This window comes from Bacillus sp. JZ34, assembly GCF_053903205.1.
The window spans coordinates 2,778,780-2,805,681 of the sequence record NZ_CP096403.1 but is presented as its reverse complement, the minus strand read 5'-3'; the positions used below and the strand labels follow the sequence as shown (position 1 = coordinate 2,805,681).

The 26,902-nt window shown below is 45.3% G+C and carries 22 protein-coding genes and 2 pseudogenes; 19 read left to right on the top strand and 5 right to left on the bottom strand.

Going from position 1 to position 26,902, the window contains the following annotated elements:
• Positions 1-52 precede the first annotated feature (52 nt).
• From stoA to M1D90_RS14130, 3 genes are all read left to right on the top strand, one after another.
• On the top strand, positions 53-544 hold the full coding sequence (gene stoA, locus M1D90_RS14140) for an endospore biogenesis thiol-disulfide oxidoreductase StoA (protein WP_023857302.1): 492 nt from the start codon (positions 53-55) through the stop codon (positions 542-544).
• A 255-nt stretch (positions 545-799) separates the two neighbouring features.
• Positions 800-2,707, top strand: coding sequence for a heavy metal translocating P-type ATPase (locus tag M1D90_RS14135; RefSeq protein WP_105980913.1), 1,908 nt, complete (start codon positions 800-802; stop codon positions 2,705-2,707).
• 204 nt (positions 2,708-2,911) lie between these two features.
• Positions 2,912-4,006: a M24 family metallopeptidase gene (locus M1D90_RS14130; RefSeq protein WP_095290355.1), complete on the top strand. Its 1,095-nt coding sequence runs from the start codon at positions 2,912-2,914 to the stop codon at positions 4,004-4,006.
• 70 nt (positions 4,007-4,076) lie between these two features.
• Here the strand turns inward: M1D90_RS14130 and M1D90_RS14125 are convergent, their stop codons facing one another.
• Positions 4,077-4,211, bottom strand: a complete 135-nt coding sequence (locus M1D90_RS14125) for a hypothetical protein (RefSeq protein WP_003181237.1) — start codon at positions 4,209-4,211, stop codon at positions 4,077-4,079.
• 473 nt (positions 4,212-4,684) lie between these two features.
• On the opposite strand from M1D90_RS14125, the gene M1D90_RS14120 reads away from it, so the two are divergent.
• The 8 genes from M1D90_RS14120 (at position 4,685) to splB (ending at position 13,437) form a co-directional block, all read left to right on the top strand.
• A complete protein-coding gene (locus M1D90_RS14120; RefSeq protein ID WP_023857300.1) occupies positions 4,685-5,410 on the top strand; it encodes an NPP1 family protein in 726 nt (241 codons plus the stop codon).
• Positions 5,411-5,621: 211 nt separating this feature from the next.
• Positions 5,622-6,593, top strand: coding sequence for a LacI family DNA-binding transcriptional regulator (locus tag M1D90_RS14115; RefSeq protein WP_456282835.1), 972 nt, complete (start codon positions 5,622-5,624; stop codon positions 6,591-6,593).
• A gap of 137 nt (positions 6,594-6,730) precedes the next feature.
• Positions 6,731-7,576 (top strand): glucose PTS transporter transcription antiterminator GlcT, encoded by an 846-nt coding sequence (gene glcT / locus M1D90_RS14110; RefSeq protein ID WP_003181243.1) that lies wholly within the window; start codon positions 6,731-6,733, stop codon positions 7,574-7,576.
• 223 nt (positions 7,577-7,799) lie between these two features.
• Complete coding sequence (gene ptsG / locus M1D90_RS14105) at positions 7,800-9,896, top strand: glucose-specific PTS transporter subunit IIBC (RefSeq protein ID WP_020451176.1); 2,097 nt, start codon at positions 7,800-7,802, stop codon at positions 9,894-9,896.
• Between the two features lie 100 nt (positions 9,897-9,996).
• Positions 9,997-10,263, top strand: a complete 267-nt coding sequence (locus M1D90_RS14100) for a phosphocarrier protein HPr (RefSeq protein ID WP_003181247.1) — start codon at positions 9,997-9,999, stop codon at positions 10,261-10,263.
• Positions 10,263-11,981: a phosphoenolpyruvate--protein phosphotransferase gene (ptsP, locus tag M1D90_RS14095; RefSeq protein WP_020451177.1), complete on the top strand. Its 1,719-nt coding sequence runs from the start codon at positions 10,263-10,265 to the stop codon at positions 11,979-11,981. The genes M1D90_RS14100 and ptsP overlap by 1 nt, the downstream gene beginning before the upstream one ends.
• Positions 11,982-12,101: 120 nt before the next feature.
• A complete protein-coding gene (locus tag M1D90_RS14090) occupies positions 12,102-12,335 on the top strand; it encodes a transcriptional regulator SplA domain-containing protein (RefSeq protein WP_023857298.1) in 234 nt (77 codons plus the stop codon).
• A 73-nt stretch (positions 12,336-12,408) separates the two neighbouring features.
• Complete coding sequence (splB, locus tag M1D90_RS14085) at positions 12,409-13,437, top strand: spore photoproduct lyase (protein WP_023857297.1); 1,029 nt, start codon at positions 12,409-12,411, stop codon at positions 13,435-13,437.
• 7 nt (positions 13,438-13,444) lie between these two features.
• Here the strand turns inward: splB and M1D90_RS14080 are convergent, their stop codons facing one another.
• Positions 13,445-14,137 (bottom strand): GNAT family N-acetyltransferase, encoded by a 693-nt coding sequence (locus M1D90_RS14080; RefSeq protein WP_023857296.1) that lies wholly within the window; start codon positions 14,135-14,137, stop codon positions 13,445-13,447.
• Positions 14,138-14,358: 221 nt separating this feature from the next.
• Between M1D90_RS14080 and M1D90_RS14075 the strand changes: the two are divergent.
• From M1D90_RS14075 to M1D90_RS14060, 4 genes and pseudogenes are all read left to right on the top strand, one after another.
• Positions 14,359-15,285: pseudogene (locus M1D90_RS14075) on the top strand (HAMP domain-containing protein); the annotation flags it as partial.
• Positions 15,280-16,227, top strand: a complete 948-nt coding sequence (locus M1D90_RS14070; protein WP_373368584.1) for a methyl-accepting chemotaxis protein — start codon at positions 15,280-15,282, stop codon at positions 16,225-16,227. The pseudogene M1D90_RS14075 and the gene M1D90_RS14070, both read left to right, overlap by 6 nt.
• A 101-nt stretch (positions 16,228-16,328) precedes the next feature.
• Entirely contained in the window at positions 16,329-17,114 is a 786-nt protein-coding gene (locus M1D90_RS14065) for an SDR family oxidoreductase (RefSeq protein WP_023857294.1), read from the top strand.
• Positions 17,115-17,127: 13 nt separating this feature from the next.
• Entirely contained in the window at positions 17,128-18,000 is an 873-nt protein-coding gene (locus tag M1D90_RS14060; protein WP_095290363.1) for an NAD(P)-dependent oxidoreductase, read from the top strand.
• A gap of 45 nt (positions 18,001-18,045) precedes the next feature.
• On the opposite strand, the gene M1D90_RS14055 is transcribed toward M1D90_RS14060, so the two are convergent.
• Positions 18,046-18,777 (bottom strand): CAP domain-containing protein, encoded by a 732-nt coding sequence (locus M1D90_RS14055; protein ID WP_456282834.1) that lies wholly within the window; start codon positions 18,775-18,777, stop codon positions 18,046-18,048.
• A gap of 348 nt (positions 18,778-19,125) precedes the next feature.
• Between M1D90_RS14055 and M1D90_RS14050 the strand changes: the two genes are divergently transcribed.
• Both M1D90_RS14050 and M1D90_RS14045 read left to right on the top strand, forming a co-directional pair.
• Positions 19,126-21,240, top strand: a complete 2,115-nt coding sequence (locus tag M1D90_RS14050; protein ID WP_050820755.1) for a peptidoglycan D,D-transpeptidase FtsI family protein — start codon at positions 19,126-19,128, stop codon at positions 21,238-21,240.
• 160 nt (positions 21,241-21,400) lie between these two features.
• Positions 21,401-23,209, top strand: a complete 1,809-nt coding sequence (locus M1D90_RS14045) for a PAS domain-containing protein (RefSeq protein ID WP_023857291.1) — start codon at positions 21,401-21,403, stop codon at positions 23,207-23,209.
• 14 nt (positions 23,210-23,223) lie between these two features.
• Here M1D90_RS14045 and M1D90_RS14040 read toward each other — a convergent pair.
• A pseudogene (locus M1D90_RS14040) lies at positions 23,224-24,404 on the bottom strand (aminotransferase A); the annotation flags it as partial.
• Positions 24,405-24,595: 191 nt separating this feature from the next.
• Positions 24,596-24,751: a hypothetical protein gene (locus M1D90_RS14035; protein WP_020451187.1), complete on the bottom strand. Its 156-nt coding sequence runs from the start codon at positions 24,749-24,751 to the stop codon at positions 24,596-24,598.
• Positions 24,752-24,925: 174 nt separating this feature from the next.
• Between M1D90_RS14035 and M1D90_RS14030 the strand changes: the two genes are divergently transcribed.
• Positions 24,926-25,450: an RDD family protein gene (locus M1D90_RS14030; protein WP_020451188.1), complete on the top strand. Its 525-nt coding sequence runs from the start codon at positions 24,926-24,928 to the stop codon at positions 25,448-25,450.
• A gap of 96 nt (positions 25,451-25,546) precedes the next feature.
• Positions 25,547-26,866: an MFS transporter gene (locus M1D90_RS14025; protein ID WP_020451189.1), complete on the top strand. Its 1,320-nt coding sequence runs from the start codon at positions 25,547-25,549 to the stop codon at positions 26,864-26,866.
• Positions 26,867-26,902: the final 36 nt, after the last annotated feature.

Genomic DNA, 26,902 nt, shown 5'->3' with positions numbered 1-26,902 from the left:
CATAGTTTTGGTTTTTGCGGGGAAGCTAATACTAAAAAGAAGGGGAGTTCATATGCGAAGAATCAGTCTTATTTATCCGCTCATCCTGGTGCTTTTTTTCGGAGCCTTCGTATTTCAGCCGCAGGCCTCTGCAAAACATGCTTCTCCGGCAGTCATGCAGATGAACACGGTGGAGGGGCAGCGCGTCGTCATTCCCGCCGAAGGCCAAAAGACGATCGTTCATTTTTGGACGACCTGGTGTCCGCCGTGCCGTGAAGAGCTTCCGCGATTCCAATCCTACTATGAAAGCAAGCAATCCGGAGTAAAGCTCGTGACCGTGAATCTGCTGAATGCCGAAAAAAACGAACAGAAGGTGAAACAGTTTATTAAAGCAAACAAGCTGACATTTCCGATCGTTTTTGACAAAAAGGGCGAAATGATGAAAGCCTACAATGTCATGACGATTCCAACAACATTTTTCTTTAACGAAAAAGGAGAGCTGGAGAAATCGGTTGTCGGACCCATTACTGTGGAACAAATGAAAGAATGGGCAGGGAAAAGCTGAGCCGGGGGTTCAGCTTTTTTTTGAAATCTAAATGATAATTAATATCATGAAGAAATTATAATAATTATTATTTGAAAACGTAGAAAGCCGTGCTATAATGAGAAATAGAAAAGGGTGTGTTCAATGGACAAGATGCAGTCATACCCTTTATATAAATAAAATACTCCATGTTTATGCTGCCGATGAGGCGGCAATTTGTTTTTTAAGAAGGAAATTGACGATGAATTACATTCTCAATTAGGGAGGATATTGGAGATGCAATTAGAGATCGGGAAACAATCGCAGCAGAACCGTCACACGTTTCATTTTGAAAATTGGAGGCAGCACGGGGAATTGATTGCTGCGCTTTTGTCGGGTTTGTTGATTCTTGCAGGCTGGCTGTTGTCCGGCAATAAAACATTGTCCGTTGTTCTGTTTATTTTAGCTTTTTGTATCGGCGGCTTTGCCAAAGCGAAAGAAGGTATACAAGAAACGCTGGCGGAAAAAACGCTGAATGTTGAACTTCTGATGATTTTTGCGGCGGTCGGGTCAGCGCTGATCGGCTACTGGGCTGAAGGGGCCGTGTTAATTTTTATCTTTTCTCTCAGCGGGGCGCTTGAAACGTATACATTAAATAAAAGCAAACGCGATTTGACATCGCTGATGAAATTGGAGCCGGAGGAAGCCGTTTTGCTCGAAGAAGAAAGAACAAGAACCGTGGCGGCGGCCGATCTTCAAGCGGGCGACCTCATTCTTATTAAACCCGGGGAACGCATTGCGGCAGACGGGGAGATCGAATCGGGAAAAACGAGTATCGACGAATCGGCACTAACGGGTGAATCAATCCCCGCGGAAAAAACCCTCGGAGACGCGGTTTTTGCGGGTACAGTCAATTTGAGCGGATCGCTCACCGTCCGTGTCACAAAGACAAATGAAGATTCGTTGTTCAAAAAGATCATTCGGCTCGTTGAGTCTGCACAAAACAGTGTTTCGCCGTCACAGGCGTTTATTGAGCGGTTTGAAAATATTTACGTTAAAGGGGTTTTGCTTGCTGTCGGACTGCTGCTCTTTCTGCCACATTTTCTGCTTGGCTGGAGCTGGAGCGAGACATTTTACAGAGCGATGGTGTTCATGGTCGTTGCTTCGCCGTGTGCCCTTGTCGCTTCAATCATGCCTGCCGCGCTGTCTTTAATCTCGAATGGCGCAAGAAACGGCCTGCTTGTCAAAGGCAGTGTTTTTCTTGAAAAACTCGGCAACAGCAAAATCGTTGCATTGGATAAAACGGGAACGATTACGAACGGAAAGCCCGGCGTGGAAGATATGCTTTTAGCTGCTGATATCGAGGAGCGCGAATGCTTGGAGGCTGCTGCTGCGATTGAGAAGCAGTCAGGCCATCCGCTTGCCAAAGCGATTGTCGAGTATGCAGAAGCAAAAGGTATCGAGCCTCCCGCAAATGTGTCGATCGAGGAGACGTCAGGGTTTGGCGTTCAGGCTCGATATAATGGAGAGACATGGCTGATCGGCAAAGCCGGATTTGTCGGGGAAGAGGCAGCCGGGCAATTTCTCACGACGGCTGTTCAGGAGCTTGCCAAGCAGGGAAAAACAATTGTGTTCGTGAAAAAAGGCGAAAAAATCGCGGGGTGTTTTGCATTAAAAGACCAAATCAGACCGGAAGCTAAAGCGGTGATCGAAGAGCTGAATGCGCTTGGTGTTCAGACGGCAATGCTGACCGGGGACCAGCCTGAAACCGCAGCGGCCATCGCACGAGAAGCGGGCTTGAAAATCGTCGTTTCAGAATGCCTTCCTGACAGAAAAGTAGAGGAAGCGCAAAAGCTGAAAAAAACATACGGAACAATCGTTATGGTGGGAGACGGAATCAATGATGCACCGGCCCTTGCCGCCGCTGATGTGGGGATCGCAATGGGGGGAGGCACAGATGTCGCACTGGAAACAGCGGATGTTGTTTTAATGAAAAACGAATTGACAGGACTGACCAAAATGATTCGGCTCTCCCGGAAAATGAATACGATCATTAAACAAAACGTGATTTTCTCTCTTGGTGTGATCTGTCTTTTAATCTGCAGCAACTTTCTTCAAATTCTTGATCTGCCACTCGGTGTCATCGGACATGAAGGCAGCACGCTGCTTGTTATTTTAAACGGTCTCAGGCTGCTGAAATCCTAAATAAAGAAACGGCTGCATGCTAACGGCAGCCGTTTTTTCACATCAGAGGGCTGTTTGAGGAAGAGGCGGCAATAATAGAAGGGGGTGGCATCCTCACAATACATAAGCGGTGAGCAAGAGACGGGAAAAACTGATACAATAGATGTGATGCTTTTACATGTTAAATGTATGGTACGGAAACTGTCTCAAGGAGTGAAAAGGAGCATGGAAAGAATTGAACAAATCTCTTCCTGGCTGAAAGAAAAAAACATATCTTCGGCTTTTATTCATTCAAAAGAAAACGTATTTTATCTTACCGGCTTTTATACAGAACCGCACGAACGGCTGATGGGCGTTTTTATTTTTCAAGATGAAGAGCCGTTTTTTGTTTGTCCGCAAATGGAGGCTGGTCAGGCGAGAGCAGCCGGCTGGGCGTATGAGATCATCGGATACGGGGATCATCAAAACCCTTGGGAACTCATATCCTCAGCGCTTCAAAAGCGAAACAGCCAATGTTCAAAAGTGGCGGTTGAAAAAGAAACGCTTGCTCTGTCGCGCGCCGAAATGCTGCAGGCGGTCACAAGCGGTGCGGAGCTTGTCTCTGCAGAAGAAAGGCTGAACCAAATCCGCGTCATCAAAGACGAAAAAGAAATCAGCATCCTCCGTGAAGCGGCCAAGCTTGCCGATTACGGAGTCGAAGCAGGAGCCGCTGCATTAAAAGAGGGGATAGCGGAAATCGATGTCGTCGCTAAAATCGAGTATGAGCTGAAGAAAAAAGGAGTCCAGGGGATGTCGTTTTCCACAATGGTCCTTTTCGGAGAAAAGTCAGGACAGCCGCACGGAAACCCGGGCAGCCGCACGCTTAAGCCGGGCGATTTCGTCCTCTTTGATTTAGGCGTGATCATTGACGGTTACTGCTCTGATATTACAAGAACGCTCGTGTATCAAAATGTGAGTGAAAAACAAAAAGAAATATATGATACGGTGCTTCAGGCCGAAACAGAGGCGCTTAAGATGAGCAAGCCCGGTGTCAGAATCGGTGATCTTGATTTAAAAGCGCGCGGCATCATCGAAAAAGCGGGCTATGGCGATTACTTTCCTCACCGTCTCGGGCACGGGCTCGGGATTTCGCCTCATGAATATCCGTCCATGAGCCATAACAATGATGAGCTTTTAAAACAAGGTATGGTATACACGATTGAACCCGGCATCTATGTGCCGGAAATCGGAGGGGTGCGCATCGAGGATGATGTACTTGTCACTGCCGATGGAGCAGAAGCGCTGACAAAGTATCCAAAAGAGCTGACTGTCATTTCATAAAAAACGGAACCCGCGCCCGCGCGCGGGTTCTTTTTTATGCTGACGTGAATCGTTTGTCTTATTACCCGCGTCAATCCTTTGAAATGAAAAAATCGTCAAAGGAACGGAATGGTTTGATCTCGTGTTTTTCTTTAAGCGGTTTCATCGCTGCTTTTGAAGACAGTACGATAACGATACATAATAGAATCAGAATGAAGATACCCATTTTTCTTCCCCTTTCTGGAATGAAAACGTGTTCAGCACCGGTGCTGCCTTCATTCTAAATTATGAAACGCTTTCCATATCAAGCCCTAAATTAATAAAAAACCCTGATGTCAGGGTTTTCAGGAATTTTGCCTAGCCGCTTAATATGATTGACGTTGAAAAAGTCTTCTGATGATCGTTTGATGAATGAATCTACAGCGCCTTTTTGTTTTTATTATGGGGATTTAGATTGATCAAAAGATAATCGGATTGCATCATTATTCTCATGTGAAAAATTTGTATACTAAGCTCAAAAGAAGGGAGGGATTAAATGGGACAAACGCTGACAAATTAAATCTGCCGCAGACAATTTCATCTCTCATCCAGATATTTCAGTCCCCGCAATGATTGCGGATTCACCCCCACACAAATAAGCGTTAAAAAACTTCTCTAATGATTTGAAGTCCATTATCTATGAAAGGAAGCTAGCAAAGAGTGAAAACATTAGGATATGTACTGTTTTTGTCGATATTTGCTTTTGTCAGTATCGTACCGGCAGCTGACGCGAAAGTGATTGATCATGACAAAGTGCAAGGCTTCAGTGAAGTAACCCCTGTGACGGTTTCTCAAAAAGCGGCCAAACGTTTTCAGCCTTATTTAAAGGTCGCAAGCGGCTGCGTGCCTTTTCCCGCAGTTGACGCACAAGGCAATACAAGCGGAGGCCTGGAGCCTACCGGAGCGCCCGAAGGACACTGCAGCAAAAGCGTGGGACAAGTGTACTCCCGCTCTGCATGGTACAATGGAGTATGGGCGATTATGTACGCATGGTATTTTCCTAAAGATTCACCTCTGCCTTTTAAAGCATTCGGCCATCGACATGACTGGGAAGGAATCGTCGTATGGATCGATAACCCGGCAAATCAAAATCCAAAAGTGTTTTCCATCGCTTATTCTCAGCACGGTAAATTTCAAAAAACAGCTCCAAACAACAAGATCATGGAAGGTGATCATCCGAAAATCCGCTATGATGCTCCTCAAGCACCGATTAACCACAGTTTATATGTGGACAGCGCAAAGGGCGGAACCCAGCCTCTCATCGGATGGGAAGATTTGACGCCCGCCGCAAGAAACGCATTGAACACGACGGATTTCGGAAGCGCAAACGTTCCTTTCAATGATCACAATTTCATGAATAACCTTGGAAAAGCATGGTTTAGATAAAAATATTTCGTGTATCGGCTGATTGTGAAATATTTTCATATCAGCCGGTTTTTTTCTCCGTACATCTTCTTCACTGTTTTCTTCATATTTATAGAACCCCGAAAAAAATTTCGAAAACGATCAAAATCCACGTCTCCAAGCGATATAATTTCTTTATGACGCGAAATGATCCGGCATGTATGAAAAGATTTGAAAGAAAGAAGGGAAACGAATGGCAAATATCAGGGAAATAGCTGAAACCGCAGGGGTTTCCATCACGACTGTTTCAAGGGTTCTCAACGGCCATCCGTATGTCAAAGAAGAAAAACGCCAAAAAGTTCTTGAGACGATTGAACGTCTCGAATATGCAAGGAATATGCATGCCGTTCATTTATCCAAAGGCTTTTCAAATATGATAGGTGTTGTGCTGCCGACCATCGGCCTCCCTTATTTCGGCGAGCTGCTGGAAGGAATCGCTGAAGAAGCTGCAAAGGAAGGCGTTCACTTTTCGCTTTATCAAACAAATTATCAATTGGAAAAAGAAATTTTTGCATTGGAGCAGCTGAAACAAAGACAGGTGGACGGCCTGATTTTCTGTTCAAAAGCGATGTCTGATGAAGCGCTTTTGGACTGGCATGAGACCGGTCCGTTCATTCTGTGCCAGGACTCAAGCGAACGGTATTTTTCAACGGTCAGCATTCCGCACAAAGATGCTTTCCGGTTAGGACTGGATTTTTTGATTGAAAAGGGGCACACAAAAATCGCCATTGGTTTGGCAAGGAAAAATGGCATGAACAGCCATTTTCGCCTTGAGGCATACAAGGAAGCTTTGGCCGCGATCGGGGAGCCTTACCGGGAAGAATGGGTATTCGAGCGGTCGCTGACGATAACCGACGGGCAAAAGCTGTTCTCTGAATGGAGAGAGATGGAGGAGAAGCCGACAGCTGTTTTTATCGCCAACGACCAAGTAACAGCCGGTATGTTTCTTGAAGCGCAGCGTCATCAGGTGGATATTCCCGGAAGCCTCGCCATTTTAAGCTGTGACAACCAGCCAATCAGTGAAGTGCTGGGCATTTCAACGATCAAAATTAATATAAAGGAAATGGGGAAGCATGCATTTCGCCTTTTGCGAAAAAGAATCGGCGGTGCCAGCCCGGAAAAACAGACCGTTCCATACAAGCTGATCAAAAGGGCGACTGTGTAATGTAATCAAAACATCAATCATTTTCCAGACAGTGATCAAATTTCGACATTTTTCATCAAAAAGGTCAAAATAAATTGACGCGCTTTCATGAGTTTTGTACGATATGAGAGATTGATGACAAAAAGGAGCTGAGGATCGTGAACAGATCCTTTACCGTTGAAAAGGTACTCAACAACAACGTTTTAATCGCTCTCCATGATGATTACAGAGAAGTTGTCTTAATTGGCAAAGGAATCGGTTTTGGCAAAAAGCGCGGAGACCTTATCGAACATGAGAACTATGAAAAAATGTTTATCTTGGAAAATGATAAGGAACAATCGCAGTATAAGAAGCTCCTCACTTATGTCGATGAAAAAATGGTTGATATCGCCAATGATGTTATCTACCATATCGCGCAAAAAATCGGCCAGCCGCTGAACGAACACATTCATGTCGCGTTGACGGACCATATCGCATTTGCGGTTAAGCGCTTAGAAAAGGGATTTGATATGAAGAATCCGTTTTTGCTTGAGACGGAATCGCTTTATCCGAAGGAATACGAAGTCGCCAAAGAAGCCGTCGATATGATAAATGAAAAATCAGACATTCAGCTGCCTGAAGGCGAAATCGGGTTTATCGCACTTCATATCCACAGTGCGATGACGAACCGCCCGCTTTCTGAAGTCAATCAGCATTCCCAACTGATCTCCAGGCTTGTCCAGGTCATCGAGGATTCGTTCCAGATGCAGGTCAACAGGGAAAGTGTGAACTATTTGCGGCTGATCAGGCACTTGCGCTTTACGATCGACAGGATTAAACGGGACGAGCCGATTCAGGAGCCGGAAAAATTAATGTTATTGTTGAAAACGGAATATCCGCTGTGTTACAATACTGCTTGGAAGATGATCAAGATCTTGCAGCAAGCGCTCAAGAAACCGGTTCATGAGGCAGAAGCCGTTTATTTGACATTGCATTTGTACCGTTTAACTAATAAAATTTCATAACGCCTTTATAACGTGTTACTGATTCGATCAGGCATGAGTGAAAAAAGGGAAGAAATGAAGACGCTGTCTTTTGTTTCTTAGTGTACCCGCTTTCACCCATGCCTTTTTTGTCGTTCTAAAGGCGAAATGTAAACGGTTTATTTGGATGAAAAAGCAGTCTTTTGAACGAAGTTGTCATGAATTTTTGCTGTAAGGTCAAACTATCCTTAGAGGGGGTTAAAACATGTTTAAATCGCTATTTGGCGTTCTGCAAAAAATTGGACGGGCGCTGATGCTTCCTGTTGCGATCCTGCCGGCTGCAGGGATTCTGCTAGCGCTTGGTAATGCCATGCAAAATCCGCAGATGACAAAAGTCGCACCATTCTTAACGAACAGCACCGTTCAGCTTGTTGCGAAAGTGATGGAAAGTTCAGGTGACGTCGTGTTCACCAACTTGGCGCTCCTTTTCGCAGTCGGGGTTGCCATCGGTTTGGCTAACGGCGACGGTGTTGCCGGAATCGCCGCTATTATCGGATATCTTGTTATGAATGTCACGATGAGTGCAGTGCTTCTTCAAAACGGTTCGATTCCAAGCGACGCAGTTGAAAGAGCACAGTTCTTTACTCAAAACCATCCGGAATACACGACAATGCTCGGCATACCGACATTGGCAACGGGGGTATTCGGGGGTATTATTGTCGGTGTCCTGGCCGCTGCCATGTACAACCGATTCTACACAATCGAGCTTCCGCAGTATTTAGGATTCTTTGCCGGAAAGCGCTTTGTTCCGATCATTACATCGATTTGTGCATTGCTGCTGGGACTCGTCATGCTGTTTATCTGGCCGCCGATCCAAGGCGCGCTGAACAGCTTTTCGACAAACTTGCTTGCAGCAAATGAAGCGGTCGCAGCTCTCATTTTCGGAATGATTGAGCGGGCCCTGATCCCGTTCGGTCTGCACCATATTTTCTACTCGCCGTTCTGGTACGAGTTCTTCAGCTATACGAATCAGGCGGGAGAAATTGTCCGCGGTGACCAAAGAATTTTCATGGCGCAAATCAAAGACGGCGTCGATTTGACAGCGGGTACATTTATGACCGGTAAGTATCCGTTCATGATGTTCGGTCTTCCTGCGGCAGCGCTCGCTATTTATCATGAGGCAAAACCGCAGAACAAAAAGCTTGTTGCCGGTATTATGGGTTCAGCAGCATTGACATCATTCTTAACAGGGATCACTGAGCCGATCGAATTCTCATTCTTGTTCGTCGCTCCGATTCTGTTTGCGATTCACTGTGTGTTTGCCGGCCTGTCATTCATGATGATGGACATTTTAAATGTTAAGATCGGGATGACATTCTCCGGCGGTTTGATCGACTACTTCCTGTTCGGAATTCTGCCGAACCGCACAGCTTGGTGGCTTGTCATTCCTGTCGGTTTAGTCCTGGCTGTCGTCTACTACTTCGGATTCAGATTTGCCATCCGCAAGTTCAACTTGAAAACGCCTGGACGCGAAGATGCAGCTGCAGAATCCGCTGATGAAGGCAAAGAAGCAGCAGGAGATCTTCCTTATCAAATTCTAGAGGCGATGGGTGACCAAGAAAACATCAAACACCTTGACGCTTGTATCACAAGACTTCGCGTCACAGTCAACGATCAGAAGAAAGTTGACAAAGAGCGCTTGAAAAAACTCGGCGCATCTGGCGTGCTGGAAGTCGGCAATAACATCCAAGCGATTTTCGGACCAAGATCCGACAATTTAAAATCGCAAATGCAAGACATTATGTCAGGCCGCACGCCGCGTCCTGAAAAAGCACCAAACGCTGCCGAGGAAGTAGAGCAGCAAATCGAAGAAGTCATGGTCGAGCCTCTTCAAAATGAATCAGGTGAAGAAGTATTCGTTTCACCGCTTGCTGGTGAGCTTCATCCGATTACAGATGTTCCGGATCAAGTATTCTCCGGAAAAATGATGGGCGACGGATTCGCGATTCTTCCTGCAGAAGGCACAGTTGTGTCACCTGTAAGAGGGAAAGTGCTGAACGTGTTCCCGACAAAGCATGCGATCGGTCTGCAGTCTGACGGCGGCAGAGAAATTCTGATCCACTTTGGAATCGATACGGTCAGCCTGAAAGGTGAAGGCTTCACTGCATTTGTTTCTGAAGGTGACCGGGTTGAGCCGGGCCAGAAACTGCTTGAAGTCGACATTGAAAAAGTGAAGGACAGCGTACCTTCCCTGATGACGCCGATCGTGTTCACGAACCTTCAAGAAGGCGAAAGCGTGAGCTTAAAGGCAGAAGGCAATGTCAGCCTGACACAGGACGATATCGTCCGCGTTGAAAAATAAATTCACAAAATGGCCGTACTTGTCAGATGACATGTACGGCTGTATGATATAATATTGTGAATGTACTAAAAGCTTTAAATTAAAAGGAGATTGATAAAAAATGGCACAAAAAACGTTTAAAGTAACTGCAGATTCTGGAATCCACGCTCGTCCAGCGACTGTTCTTGTACAAACAGCAAGCAAATATGATGCAGATATCAATTTGGAATATAACGGAAAAACCGTCAACCTTAAATCAATTATGGGTGTTATGTCACTAGGTATTGCTAAAGGTGCTGAAATTACGATTTCTGCTTCCGGCGCTGATGAAAATGATGCTCTTTCCGCACTTGAAGAAACAATGAAAAGCGAAGGTTTAGGCGAATAATGCTTGAACTAAAAGGAATAGGCGCTTCAGCCGGTATTGCGATCGCAAAAGCATATCGGCTTGAGGAGCCTGATCTAACGGTTGAAAAGAAAAACATCTCTGATTCTGATGCGGAAGTAAATCGTTTTGAAGACGCCATCGAGCGTTCTAAAAAAGAGCTTGAAATCATTAAAAACCATGCATTGAAAGAGCTTGGAGAAGATAAAGCGGAAATCTTTTCTGCACATTTGTTAGTATTAAGCGATCCGGAACTGTTAAACCCGATTAAAGACAAAATCAAATCGGACTCCGTCAACGCGGAATTCGCTTTAAAAGAAACGGCCGACATGTTCGTCACAATGTTCGAGTCGATGGATAACGAATATATGAAAGAACGCGCCGCAGACATCCGCGATGTCACCAAGCGTGTCACAGGGCATCTTCTCGGCGTTGAAATTCCGAACCCGAGTCTGATTTCCGAAGAGGTCATCATCGTAGCCGAAGACTTGACACCGTCTGATACAGCGCAACTAAACCGCAACTTTGTTAAAGGGTTTACAACAGATATCGGCGGACGGACGTCCCACTCAGCCATCATGGCGCGCTCGCTTGAAATTCCGGCCGTTGTCGGCACAAAAGCGGCAACAAAAGGCATTCAAAACGGCGTAACAGTGATCGTTGACGGTATCAATGGCGATGTCATCGTTGATCCTGCCCAGGAAACAATCAGCGAATACGAAGAAAAGCATCAAGCCTTCCTGGCGCAAAAAGCCGAATGGGCGAAGCTTGTCAATGAACCGACTGTAACGAATGATGGACATCATGTGGAACTTGCCGCTAATATCGGTACACCTGATGATGTAAAAGGCGTTCTGGAAAATGGAGGAGAAGCAGTCGGCCTTTACCGGACTGAATTCCTTTACATGGGCAGAGACCAGCTTCCGACTGAAGAGGAGCAATTTGATGCCTATAAAACCGTTCTTGAGCGTATGGAAGGCAAATCAGTTGTCGTTCGTACTCTTGATATCGGCGGAGACAAAGAGCTTCCATATTTAGAACTGCCAAAAGAAATGAACCCTTTCTTGGGATACAGAGCGATCCGTCTTTGCCTTGATGAGCAAGAGATTTTCAGAACGCAGCTTCGTGCGCTGCTTCGGGCAAGTACATATGGAAACTTAAAAATTATGTTCCCTATGATCGCGACTGTAAACGAATTTAAAGAAGCGAAAGCAATTCTTTTAGAAGAAAAAGAAAAGCTGAAAGCTGAAGGTCAACAAGTTTCCGAAGACATTGAAGTCGGTATGATGGTTGAAATCCCTTCAACAGCTGTGATCGCTGATCAATTCGCTAAAGAAGTGGATTTCTTCAGCATCGGAACGAATGACCTGATTCAATATACGATGGCTGCTGACCGGATGAATGAGCGGGTATCTTACCTTTACCAGCCGTACAATCCTGCGATTCTCCGCCTGATCACGCTTGTCATTGAAGCGGCCCATAAAGAAGGAAAATGGGTCGGCATGTGCGGCGAAATGGCGGGAGATGAAATCGCGATCCCGATCCTGCTCGGTCTTGGACTGGACGAGTTCTCAATGAGCGCGACGTCAATCCTGCCGGCAAGAACGCAAATCAGCAAGCTTTCTAAAAAAGAGACGGAATCGTTCAAAGAGCAAATTCTGTCCATGAGCACAACAGAAGAGGTTGTACAATTCGTAAAAGAAACCTTCAATATGGCATAAGCGATTGAAAATCCGGACAGGCATAACCAATGCCCGTCCGGGTTTTTTTGTTGATCTGAATGATCTCGGCTGCGGCGGAAATAATACATGTGACCAATAGTTAGAAAGGGGGATTTTGATATGCCCAGGCAGCCATTCAAACCGGGTGATGAGGTCTATGTCATTTACCGGAACCCGCATGCCGCCAATGTCGCGCATATAAAGGAAGCTGAAGTCGTTGATCACCCGCTTCACGAAGGTGAACTGGCATTGTTTATGTATGATACATATCACGCCTTTGCCGAAGATGATGCAGTTTTTTCTTCATATGAAGAGGCGGAACGGCTTTACCGTGAGTTATTTGACGGGGTATGAAAATATTACCGGTATATCACATCCTCTAAATGCAAAAAGTAACGGAAATAAGCAAAGGATGTGTCTGTTTCCAATGGTAAAACCGTTTGTTCCCCAGCTCGTCTATATTGAACCGAGAGCGCTGGAATACCCGCTGGGAAAAGAGCTGAGGGATAAATTTTCAAACATGGGGCTTGAGATCAGGGAAACGACTTCACACAATCAGGTGAGGAATATCCCGGGGGAAGGCCACCTGCAAAAATACAGAAATGCGAAATCCACTTTGGTCATCGGCGTCAGAAAAACATTGAAATTCGATTCATCAAAACCGTCCGCAGAATACGCGATTCCGTTTGCAACAGGGTGTATGGGTCACTGCCATTACTGCTATCTGCAGACGACAATGGGCAGCAAGCCGTATATCAGAACGTACGTCAATGTGGAGGAAATACTTGATCAGGCGGACCAGTATATGAAAGAACGCGCTCCCGAGGATACGCGGTTTGAAGCTTCTTGCACATCTGATATTGTCGGGATTGACCATTTGACACACACATTAAAGCGTGCAATTGAGCATTTCGGTCAATCCGACCACGGTAAATTGCGTTTCGTGACAAAATTCCATCATGTCGACCATTTGCTTGATGCCAAGCACAACGGAAAAACGCGTTTCCGCTTCAGCGTAAATGCCGATTATGTCATCAAAAGTTTTGAACCCGGCACATCCCCTTTGGATAAACGGATCGAAGCCGCCGTGAAAGTAGCGGAAGCAGGCTATCCGCTTGGTTTTATCATCGCTCCGATTTATATTCATGACGGCTGGCAGGAAGGCTACAGAGTGCTGCTCGAAAAGCTCGATCGTGCGCTGCCGCAGCATGCTAGGCGCGACATTACCTTTGAAATGATCCAGCACAGATTCACGAAGCCGGCAAAAAGAGTCATTGAAAAAAACTATCCAAAGACAAAGCTCGAACTGGATGAAGAAAAACGGCGCTATAAATGGGGCAGATACGGGATTGGCAAATATATATACCAGAAGGATGAAGAAGCAGAGCTTCGCAGCGCCCTTGAAACGTATATTGATAACTATTTTCCCGAAGCAAAAATCGAATATTTCACATAACAGAGCTTTAGCCGGAAAAGCTCTGTTTTTTGTTTTGAGATGTTAAAAAAGGGTTTTTCCACTCCATTAAGACCGCATAATGAAGCGATTCCTCATCTTCAATGTAGCCGGGAATCACGCAAACCGGCGATCGTCCGCACTGGAGCAGGAATGAGAGCACGGGATCGCGCTTTTCCCCGTCCAATACAGCTTGAACATACTGTTCGGGCGTCATTTCTTCAGCCGACTTGTGATAATGGGGAATCCGTCCGCCGCCAATGAGCCGCTTGAGCCCTTTAAAAACCGTCAGTTCATACATGGACTGCATCAGCCGCTTTCCGATGCCGAGTTTTCGATAGTGAGGGGACACGGAAATATCGACGACATAAAGGGAGTTTCCATCGTTTTGATGTGTGCCGATATACCCGTTGTCTGTCACTTCGTCCCAGCTGTGGTGAGGATGATGCGGATCAAAATCAGTCATGAGCGCCGTCATCGAACCGATGATTCGGCCTTCGGAAACCGCGCAAAGTGCACCATCGGGAAATCGTTCAATATGGGAATGGAGCTGCTTTTCATTCCACAAAAGGTCTTCCGGAAACGGAGGCGGAAAGCATTCTCTTTGGAGTGCAATCAAATCGGGAATATCTTTGTTGTTGTAATTGCGGATGTCCACCTGCTGATAAGAAATGCCGTTATCGACGTAAAACTGTTTATAGATCGCCCATCACTCCTTTTGATATTTCCTTCATTATACCGTTATTTTAGCAGGCTATCTTAATTTTGCGAAATTTTGGCCGATAAAAAGAATATGAAGGTGCATGTAAAGGAGGGTTTCATTTGTTTAAAAAACTGCATGTCAAAATTGCCGGATTTGTTGCCATCCTGCTGATTTTGACGGTTATCGTCCTACAGTTTTCCACAACACATTTGTTGAAATCGATGCTTGAAGATCAAGCAAAAGAATCGACTTCAAGTCTGCTTAACTCGATCAAAGGTAATATCGAGCTTCAATTAGAAAACTATGAAATCGCTTTAAATCGTATGAGCGACAGTCGAATGGCGCAGTCATTTTTAGAAGATGATCAAAATAAATTATTGGGCAGACTGATCAACGACGAATTAAAGCAAATCAAGGATAAAAACGAATTTGTCACCAATGCGTATATAGCGACTTCAAAAAAAGATATATGGATATACCCGAAAGCCGAATTTGATAAAGATTTTGACCCGACGACCCGGCCCTGGTACACATCGGCTGCCAAAACGTCTGATCAAGTGATCTGGACAGAGCCGTATCAAGATGTCGTGTCTGGAGAGATGATGGTCGCAGCGGCTAAAGCAGTCGTTGTCGACAATAAAGTATTAGGCGTCATCAGCTTAGATATTTCATTGAATTCATTAAACAAAATTATCGAAAATCAAAAGATGCCATATGACGGCTACGCATTTATTTTGGACCAAAACGGGACAATGCTTGCCCACCCGTCAAAACAAGGTGACGATATATCGAAAGACAAAACATATCGGGACATCCCGTCATCCAAAGACGGAATCAAAGTAGGCAAAGATACTGTGATCGCTTATCAGACCGTCGGTGGTACGGGCTGGAAAGTCGGTACGCAATTCGACACGGCGAAGCTGATGTGGGTCGCACAGGAAATGAACAAAATGGTCATGATCGTTTCAATCATTGCTTTGGCAGCGGCGATCATTTTAAGCTATTTCCTTGCCAAAACGATCACAGGCCCGATTAAGCAGCTGATTGCCAAAACAAAGGCTGTCGCGGGCGGTGATTTGACGGTCCAGACAGCAGCTGCCTCAAAAGACGAAATCGGTATATTAACAAAAGACTTCAACAAGATGGTCGAAAACATGAAAGAAATGATTGTGCAAGTCGGAACCTCGTCCGGAAAAGTATCGAAAACGACCGATCAATTAAGCGCTGTTTCAAAAGAAACGGTTTCTGCGAGCGATGAGATTGCCAAAGCAATCGAAGAAGTGGCGACAGGTGCGACAGAACAAGCGGCAGAGATCGAAAATGTAAATGAACAATCCGAACGGCTATCTGTCAAAATTAAAGAAATTGAACATCATGCCGACAGCATCAAGAAGCTTTCGAGAACATCAGAAGATGCAAGCTATACAGGAATCGATGCCCTCGGGCAGCTGCTTGCAAAATCAAATGAAGCCAACTCGGAGACGAAGAAAGTGGAACATATGCTTTTGCAGCTTGAAGAAAAAACGAAAAACATTGAAGAGGTTGTTACAGCCATCTCGGCGATCTCTGATCAAACAAACCTGCTTGCTCTGAACGCCAGCATTGAAGCAGCCCGTGCCGGCGAAAGCGGACGCGGTTTTGCGGTAGTTGCAGATGAGGTGAGAAAGCTTGCCGAACAATCGGCGGTCTCTTCACAGCATATCAGTGAAACGGTCAAGCAGATTCAGCTGGAAACGAAAGAAGCCGTATCAGCGATGACGGAAGCAAGCAAGATGAATGAAGAGCAAAATGGAATGATTCATGAGACAGGAGAAGCGCTCAGCAAAATTACTGCAGAAATGCAGGCGCTCGTCAACTCAATTGACCACATTTACTCTGAAATCTCTGGTATGAGCGGAGAACAGCAAAAAATGTCTGATTCGATCCAAAGCATTTCAGCTATTTCCCAGCAGTCAGCAGCGGCTGCGGAAGAGGTCAGCGCTTCGACAAACGAGCAGCTGACAGCGCTGGAAAGCATCGCCAAATCGGCTGAAGCGCTGAGTGAGGCCAATCAAGAATTATTAAATGCGATCAATAAGTTTAACGTGTAATAAAGAAGTCCCTCTTTTTGAAAGAGGGACTTTTTCAACGCTCACAATCCCAATTTTCAGAATATACATGTTACACTATAAATATGAAGGGAGTGATGATTGTGGACTTAAAGATGAATGGCAAAACGGCGCTTGTGGCAGCAAGCAGCAAAGGACTAGGCAATGCGATTGCAAAAGCCCTTGCGAAAGAAGGGGCAAATGTCATGTTGTCCGGGAGACACGAAGCGGACTTGAAAAAAGCTGCGGAAGAGCTGAATGGACTCGGCGGCGGATCCATCTCATATCAAGTATGCGATCTTGCAGATGCTGACGGGATCAAAGCGCTCGTTCAAAAGACCGCTGACACATTTGGAACGATCGATATGCTCGTCAACAATGTCGGAGGACCGAAAGGCGGCAGCCTGCTCGATCTGACAGACGCTGACTGGACTTCTTCATTTGAATTGCATCTGCTCAGCTATGTCCGTTTAATCCGCGAAGCTTTTCCATATCTAAAAAAGGATGGAGGCCGCATTGTTAATATCGCTTCTTCATCAGTCAAGCAACCGATTCCGGGGTTGCTGCTTTCCAACACGTTTCGAATGGGAATCGTCGGTCTGACAAAATCCATTGCGGAAGAGTTGGCCGAACACCGCATTTTGATCAACACGCTCGCCCCTGGGAGAATCGCGACAGATCGCGTGGCAGAGCTTGACCGGCTCAAAGCCGAGAAAACAGGCCTTTCCGAGCAGCAGGTGAAGGAAAGCTATGAGAAAGAGATTCCGCTCGGCTCCTACGGAAAACCTGACGACTTTGCACAATATGCAAGCTTTCTTTTATCAGAATGCAATACATATATGACTGGACAGACTCTGCTGATAGACGGCGGAATGGTAAAAGCAATTTAAGGGGGATGACATCATGAAAAAAACGATCGGATTTATCGGACTCGGAGTAATGGGAAACAGCATGGCCTCGCATATTTTAGCTGCAGGCTATCCCGTCAGCGTCTATACGAGAACAAAACAGAAAGCGGACAGCCTCGTGGAAAAAGGGGCGGAATGGAAATCATCCGTCAAAGCACTGGCGCAGTCGTCTGATGTGATCATCACAATGGTCGGCTACCCAAAAGACGTTGAAGAAGTTTACTTTGGAAGCGAAGGCATTATTGAAAATGCCAAAACAGGTTCTTACCTCATCGATATGACGACTTCCAAGCCTTCTCTCGCCAAACAAATCGAGGCTGCTGCAAAAGAGAGAGGACTTTACGCTTTAGATGCTCCGGTTTCAGGCGGGGACGTCGGCGCGAGAAACGGCACGCTCGCCATTATGGTCGGAGGAGAACGGAAAGCCTTTGATGAATGCTACCCGATCTTTTCGATCATGGGTGAAAATATCCAATATCAGGGGCCGGCCGGAAGCGGCCAGCATACGAAAATGTGCAACCAGATTGCGATTGCTGCAGGTATGATCGGTGTCGCAGAAGCGATGGCCTACGCCAAAAAATCCGGACTCGATCCCGACAATGTGTTAAAAAGCATTACGACCGGCGCTGCGGGAAGCTGGTCCCTCTCAAATCTCGCGCCTAGAATGCTGAAAGGCGACTTTGAACCGGGCTTTTACGTCAAACACTTTGTTAAAGACATGGGCATCGCGCTAGAAGAAGCGGAGTTGATGGGCGAGAAAATGCCGGGGCTCGAGCTTGCGAAAAGCCTTTACGACACCCTTGTGGAAAAAGGCGAAGAAAACAGCGGCACCCAAAGTGTGTACAAGCTTTGGACAGAATATAAATAACGAAAAAAAACCACTTGCTCAATGCAAGTGGTTTTTTGCTGGTTCTTATTTTCCGATGAACTGCTGAGTCCAGTAGTTGCCGTCTTTCACATATCCAACACCGATATGCGTGAAGTTAGGGTTCATAATGTTTTTTCTGTGACCTTCACTGTTCATCCAAGCTTTGACAACTTCCTGAGGCGTTTTTTGGCCTTTCGCGATGTTTTCTCCGGCAGTGCGGTATGTGATGCCGAATTTCTTCATCATGTCAAATGGAGAACCGTAAGTCGGGCTGTTGTGATCAAAGTAATTGTTATCTTTCATATCTTGAGATTTCGTGCGGGCAACCTTGCTCAGTTTTTCATCCAAAGTAAGAGGTTTTAGTCCTTGTTTCTTTCTTTCCGCATTCGTCAGCTCAACAACTTCTTTTTCATACGCGCTTACAGAAGAAGATGAAGGCGCTGTATTTTGCTTTTGCTGTGAAGTCTGCTCTTTTGAAGCCGCAGGCTTTGAAGCTTCCTGTTTTTGAGTCTGCGTGCTTTCAGGCTTTGAAGCTTTAGGCTGTTGAGTGGCTTGTTTCATATAAGAATGAAGCAGGGACTGAATTTTTTCCTGGTCAGCTTTAGAAAGCTGGTTCATGTTTTGGATATTCAGTTTGCCTGCGAGATCAGTTACATTTATGGAATGAACGGTTTTGACTTGTACTTGCTGCTGCTCTTTAGCGTCAGCGTGTTGAACGCCGCTGAATGTGAAGAGCGTTGCTGCAGCTGCTGCTGATAAAAGAAAAGCTTTTTTCATAAACAGTAATCCTCCTAAATGTTGTAGTTGTTGTTGTTTCGTACACTAGAATCATAACACGGCTTTTTTGAAATAATAGATCCATATATTCCCTTTGACAAGGTATTATTGTTAATTTTGACATAAAAAAAGAAAAACCCTTTGCTGCCAATATGCAACCAGATCGCTCTTTTACGCGTCTTGTCATAAACGTGGTAAAATTTAAATGTGTTAGTTAAATTTTAATATAAAAAGAGATTGACAGCTTTTTTAAAAACTTTAGATTGTAACAACCATTACAAAAGTGTTACAATATATCTCAGTTAATTAATGTAAAAATTGAATATTGTGAGAGGAGAGAGAGTTTCAGTGACAGAATCTCAACATGATCCGGCTGAAATCAAAAAGAGCAGGCGTTCGCGTTTATGGCGGATCAACCTGTACTTCTTTGCGGTGTTCACTTTGTTCGCTGCGCTGATCGTCAAGCTGGGCCTCGTGCAAATCGTCAATGGGGAAGCGTATGAGCAGGAAGCTTCGAAAACCGAGGCGAAAATTGCGTCATACCCGGCGCCGCGGGGTAAAATGTATGACAGATACGGGCGGGTGGTTGTCGACAACCAAAGCGTTCCCGCGATCACATATACGATGATGACAAGCACAAAAACGGAGGAAAAAATCAGCACAGCCAAAAAACTCGCAGAATTGATCGATATCGATACTTCGTTTCTGAAAGAAAGAGATTTGAAAGATTACTGGCTTGCCAGACATCCGAAAAAAGCTGCTGCACTTCTGAAAGACGGCGAGAAAACCCTCAAGTCTGATCAAACATACAAGCTGCAGGTAGACCGCGTTCCGGCGGAAGAGATCAAAGCGCTGGAAAAGGACAAAGACGAGCTTAAAGTCGCCGCGATTTTCAGAAGGTTTTCAGGCGGCTATGCGTATGAGCCGCAAATCGTCAAAGCGATGAGCCCGAAAACCGAGGGGAAAAACGATGCGCAGCTCCTTGATGAGAAGGCTTCAAAACAGATGCCGGCCAACGATTTAACGTATGAGGAAGTCTCACGCGTTTCCGAGCATCTTGAAGAGCTTCCCGGCGTTGACGTCATCATGGACTGGACCAGGAAATATCCTTATGAAAAAACGCTCTACTCCATTTTCGGAGGCGTCACAACGCCTGAGCAAGGGCTTATCAAGGACCGGGAAGACTTTTACCTGACAAGGGGATATGCCCGGAATGACAGAGTGGGAAAAAGCTATCTCGAGTATCAATATGAAGAATATTTAAATCCGAAAAAAGCGAAAGTGCAATATACAGAAAACCGCTCAGGCAAGGTCATCAGCCAGGAAACGGTTGATGAAGGAAGACGCGGCTACGATCTGCAGCTGACATTCGACATGGAGCTCCAAAAGAAAGTCGAAGAAGCTATCGAAGAGGAGCTTAATAAATTCCGCGGCTCAAACTACATGCTGGACAGAGCGTTCGTCGTCATGATGGATCCGAATAACGGAGACATTCTGTCCATGGCCGGAAAGCGAATCATCGACGGCAAAATCACCGACTATTCAATCGGCGCGTTTACGACCCAGTATGAAATGGGATCAGCAGTCAAAGGCGCGACCGTGCTGGCCGGTTATCAGGACGGCATGCCGCATGGGCAGATGTATTTGGATAACGGAAAGCTGACTTTCGCAGGGCCTGTTATAAAAGGTTCCTATACCGACACAATTGGATGGGCTAATGAAGTCAAAGCGCTTCAAAAAAGTTCAAACGTTTATATGTTTCATGTGGCCATGAGGATTGCAGGAATTACGTATGTACCGAACGGCCCGCTTCCAGCGAACCTAGAGGACTTAAATAAAATGAGATATTACTTCAATCAATTTGGCCTTGGGGTAAAAACAGGCATCGACTTGCCGCAGGAGTCGGCCGGGATGCAGACAAATCCAAAAATAGTCGGGGGTCTCCTTCTCGATGAAGCAATCGGCCAGTTTGACACGTACACGCCTTTGCAGCTCGCTCAATATATGTCTGCGATTGCCAACAGCGGTTACAGAGTGCAGCCGAGAGTCGTGAAAAGCATTCACCAACCTGAAAGCGAAAAGCTCGGACCTGTCATTGAAGAGCGTTCTGCCAATGTGCTCAACAAAATCAACAACTCCCAAAGCGATATTGAAATCGTGAAAACCGGTTTGAAACGGGTCACTCAGCCAGGGGGAACGGCAGCCGGGACATTCGGTTCACTTGATGTATCAGGCAAAACCGGAACGGCACAGGCACCTTACTACGGCACGAACAGAAGCTGGTGGGGAACGATGAGTTACAACCTAACCTTTGCCGGTTACTATCCTTCGAAAAATCCTGAGGTTGCTTTCAGCGTTGTTGTTCCGTCTATGACCACTGATAAAGGCGGAATCAACAAAAACATCGCCGCCAAAATCGTCAAAGCCTATGTCGATCTGCAAAAAAAATACAGCAAGGATTAGACAAAAAAGAACACGGATTTTTTCCGGGTTCTTTTTTTGTTATCAAAATTTGACGAATGCTAGAAGTTTTGAAGGAGATTTCTCGTATTTTAGCGAATCCTTTTAAGCAAAATAGTTTTAATGAATGCTGGTCATGAATAGGGTATAAAGGAGGGATATGATGGAACAAAAAACAAAACGTTTTGAGCAATATAAGCCCCATATGAATTTACAGGCAGTCCTGTCAGCTAACGGCCGTTTTATATACATATCTGCAAATTGCAAAGAACTCTTAAGCTACCAGCAGAATGAACTGATCGGTACGTATTTGAAGGACTATTTACACGAAGACGATCTTTTTCTGGTAGAAAGCTATTTTTACAATGAGCATCATTTGCTGCCTTGCACCTTCAGATTTGTGAAAAAAGACTACACGATGATCTGGATCGAAGCATCGATCGATTTCGTCACGACCCATGTTGGAGAAAAAGAACGCGAGATTGTACTCAAAATGAAAGTGTTTGAAGACCGTCCCTCTAAGAAAAGCAGCTCCATAAAAGAGGAAGACACACCGGAAGAAGCTGCCAGGCTGCCGGCAAAAGAGGAATTCGAAGCCATGGTGGAAGGCTTGCCAAACCCTCTGTGCATCAGCGTTCAAGGGGAAATAGTCTACGTCAATGACGCCATGGTCAACCTGCTCGGAGCCGAGCACAAACGGCAAATTATCGGAAAGTATTCCTACGATTTTATCGAGAAAGAGTACCATGACATCGTCAAAAACCGTATCAAGCGGATGCAGCAGGGACTTGATGTCGGAATGATCGAGCAAACTTGGCATAAGCTCGACGGCACGCAGATTCACCTCGAAGTCAAGGCGGCGCCGACCATTTATCAAAACCAGAAAGCGGAGCTGCTCCTGCTCATTGACATTTCATCGAGGAAGAAATTCCAGACCATTTTGCAAAAAAGCAGGGAGCGCTATCAGCTCTTGATTCAAAACTCAATCGATACGATAGCCGTTATTCATAAAGGTAGATGGGTCTTTATGAATGAATCAGGCATTCGTCTGTTTGAAGCAAAGACGTATGAGGATTTAATCGGCAAAGATATTTATGAACATTTGCATCCGTGCGATCACGAAGATGTCAAAGCGAGGCTGGAACGGATTACAGACCGAAAATCCGAATCTGAAATCATAAAGCAGACGTGGTATACATTTGAAAAAAGGCTCATCTATACAGAAATGGTTTGCATCCCTACGACATTTTTCGGGGAAACGGCCGTTCAGGTGATTTTAAGGGATATTTCTGAACGCAAGCAGACCGAAGAGCTGATGGTCCGTTCGGAAAAACTGTCGATCGCCGGACAGCTTGCAGCCGGGATCGCCCACGAAATCCGCAATCCGCTCACCGCGATTAAAGGGTTTTTACAGCTGATGAAGCCCACGATGGAAGAAAATGAACATTATTTTAATATTATCTTTTCCGAATTAAGCAGAATCGAACTGATCTTGAGCGAACTTCTCATGCTGGCAAAGCCGCAGCAAAACGCATTGAAAGAAAAGCTAGATCTGATCAGGCTGATCCGCGAAGTGACGGCTCTTTTAGAAACGCAGGCCAACTTAAACGGCATTTTGATCAATACGATCCTCCCGGACAATATCTATATTAAAGGGGATCAAAATCAATTAAAGCAAGTGTTTATCAACCTGATCAAAAACGCCGTCGAATCCATGCCGAACGGCGGTACGGTCCATTTGACCGTCAGAGAAACCGAAGATTCGGTCATCGTCGAGGTGGAGGACGAAGGAGAAGGAATACCTGAACATGTCATGAAGCGAATCGGCGAGCCGTTTTTGACGACGAAGGAAAAAGGAACAGGCCTCGGTTTGATGGTCACCTTCAATATCATCGAAAATCACAACGGAACAATCGAAGTCGACAGCAAAGCAGAAAAAGGCACGACATTTAAGATTTCATTTCCAAAATAAAAAACAACGGCGTAAAAGCCGTTGTTTACGTAGTCTGTATCGATTGCCTCTTATTGAAAACAAAGGACTCCAGCCGGTCAAGACCTTCCCTTAGCGTATCAGGAGAATATGCGTAAGAGATCCTCACATAGCCTTCCCCGTATTCAGAAAACGAGCTGCCCGGCACGATCGCAAGCCCCTCTTCCTCAAGAAGCGACATGCAGAAATCAAAGGAAGACATTCCAAACGATTTGATGGACGGGAAAATGTAGAATGCTCCCGACGGTTTAATCACATCGAGGCCCATTGTCACAAGTCTGTCGTACACGTAGTCAAGCCGTTTTTTATATTGCTCGCGCATGATCAGCGCATCATCAAACCCGTTGGTGACGGCTTCCAGAGCTGCTTTTTGAGAGATCGATGAAGCGCATGATACGTTGTATTGATGGACTTTTAAAATATGTTTGGCGATTTCCTTCGGCGCGAACAAAAATCCGATTCTCCAGCCTGTCATGCTGTGGGATTTGGAAAGTCCGCCGATGACGATCGTCTGGTCCCTTAACACAGACGCGATGGAGTGGTGCGGTCTGTCAAAAGTGAGTTCGCTGTATATTTCATCCGAAAGCACAAAGACGTTTCGACCTTTTAAAAGGGAGGCGATGTCCTTCAGCTCTTCTTCGGACAGCGTCATTCCCGTCGGATTTGACGGATAAGGAAGAACAACACATTTTGTCTTCGGCGTCAGCGCTTCCTCGATCAATTTTGCTGTCAGCTTAAAGCCGTGAGACGTGGTGTCAATGATCAATGGAGACGCTCCGCACATTTTGATGATCGGCTCGTATCCGGGGTATACCGGCCCCGGAAGAATGACTTCATCGCCAGGTGATAAAATCGTGCGGAATGCCGAATCGATGGCCTGGCTGGCTCCGGTCGTCACAATGATCTCGCTTTCCGCTTCATAATTTAAATCGGCTTTTTTCTTCATATAAAGCTGTACAGCCTGCCTCAGTTCGGGATATCCGGCGTTGTGAGTGTAAGATGTTTGATTCTCATCTATCGCTTTTTTGGCGGCCTGTTTGACATGGTGGGGGGTGAAGAAATCAGGCTGGCCGATTGTTAAAGAGATTACGTTTTCGTACTGGGATACAAGGTTTGAGAACTTGCGGATCCCTGAGATTTCGATTTCTTTTACATTTGGATTAAGCAAATGTTCCATTTAGCATCACCTTAAAAATGTTATGGTTTATCTTATTTTACCATCATCAGACCAATTGTCATCTTTTAATCAATCAATTTTATAAAAACTCGTAACAAGTATATGCAAAACAATGCAAGGTATGCGGACATGCGGATGGCAGCAGATAGAAAAATAAGACAATCAAACGATTGTCTTACGTTATATTTCGTTTAGTAGCCGTAATCGAAGTCAACATCTTCTTTCCACGAAATATATATTTGTTCTTCACTGTCTGAAGCATCCTTGAGCATTTCTGTGTAAACGGCACGGCTGACCCCTTCTAAAATGGTCATTTCATGATTTTTAATCGTTACAATTGTTCCCATCATAAACACCTTTCCTGAAAAATCCTTGACCATTGTAACACGATAAATGTCAAAGTCAATGAAAAACTTGTGAGCCGTACATTAATTTAACTTTAAAAAAACGTGATACGTATTGATAATATTCAGCGAATCTTAGTAGTATATAGAAGTCAAGATGTTAGGAGGAAAAGCACATTGGAATTGGAATTAGACAAACACGAAACTGCTCCTGAAAGGAGCGAGTATGCCGGAATCGGCGCGCGTTTTGTAGCTTCCCTGCTCGACGGATTGATTCTCGGGATTCCCGCATATATTTTCACGTACGTTTTAACAGCGGCGTTGATGTTGGGAAATTCGGATATCATGCTCATGATGGAGACTGATCCCGAGTATTTGAGCGATCAGGAAATCTTTACGTTTATCATCAGCATGTTCAAAACCATAGCGATCGTTGGAAGTATTACTTTTATTGTTTATTTTCTTTATTACACGCTGATGGAATCATCCAAATGGCAAGGGACGCTCGGCAAGAAAATCATGAACGTTCAGGTGGCGAAAGCAGAAGGCGGAAGAATCTCTTTCGGCCGTGCGGCCGGAAGGTTTCTGGCCAAAAGCTTTCTTTCTCCGATTTTGTTGGTCGGCTACATTATGGCCTTTTTCACAGAAAGGCGCCAGGCGCTTCATGATATGTTGGCAGGAACCATTGTCGTAAAAAAATAACGGGTAAAAGACAGCACGCTTTCAGCATGAATGCGTGCTGTCTTGTTCAGGAAAATGTTTCACGGCAGGAATAAAAATAAGGAGGCATCAATCCAGATGGATACTCAGCCGGAACGTGAACAAGCTGTAAAGCGGGCGCAAAGAACGGGAATCAAGCTCTTTTTGACGTTGCCGATTCTATCTTGGGCGTTATACGATTTTGCAAACACGATTTTTTCATCAAACATTGTGACGATCTTTTTTCCTTTTTATTTGCAGGAGGCAGTCGGCGAAAACGCCAGCATGAATCAGGTGGCAAGCACTTTTATCTCCTATTCGAACGCAGCCGCAAGCTTCCTGCTCGTCATTTTCACGCCTTTATTCGGGGTGTTGATTGACCGGACGGGCAGAAAGAAAAAATACATCGGTCTGTTTACGATGATTTGTGTTTTGTGCACCATCTTAATGGGGGTTTTTGCGGGCGCTTCGTTTCAGAAGGACATATACGGGCTTCCGTTATCTTTGATCCTTGTTGTTGTCATGTTTGTGACCGCAAAGTTTTTCTATCATTCAAGCTTGGTGTTTTATGATACGATTTTGGCTGATTTGGGTACAAAAGAAGAAATTCCTCTCTTATCAGGATTCGGGATTGCGATCGGATATATCGGTACTTTGGCCGGCTTAACGGTTTACCTTCTGGTCGGGAACCAGGATTTTCACCGTGCTTTCATCCCGTCGGCTCTCTTGTTTTTACTTTTTTCACTTCCGTATTTGCTCTTCACGAAAGAGAAAAGAAAACCGGAACCGAAAGAAAAAAAATCGTTTTTCAGCGGATACAGGGAAATCGTGCAGACGTTCAAGGACATTCGCCTGTACAAACCGGTCTTCTTGTTCATGATCGCCTACTTTTTCCTGAATGATGCGCTTGCTACAGCAATAGCCATGATGGCGGTTTATTCAAAAACGGTCATCGGTTTTACGACCGGTCAATTTGTATTACTTTACCTTGTTTCAACGGTCTCAAGCATCATCGGTTCATTTTTGCTCGGCTTTGTAACAAAAAAGATCGGCGCTAAACACGCAGTCAGTCTTGTCGCCGCCATTATGATCACCGCTTTGACGATTGGAGCATGCACGACGTCAACAGTCTTGTTTTGGATTGCGGGAAGCCTTTTCGGTATCTCGCTTGGAGGCACATGGGTCGCATCAAGGACACTGATTATCGAACTGACGCCCGAGCATAAAAGAGGCGAATTTTTCGGATTGTTTGCTTTGTCGGGGAAAATCTCTTCCATTTTCGGTCCGGTCCTGTACGGATCGATTACTTTGCTGTTCAGGGATTTAGGGAACATGGCCAGCAGAATGGCTTTCGGATCTTTAGTGTTATTGGCAGCGATCGGCCTGATCATTCATCAAAATGTTAAGGCAAAAGCTTAACCCAGAGCATCAACTTTTAACAAAAGACGCCGATAT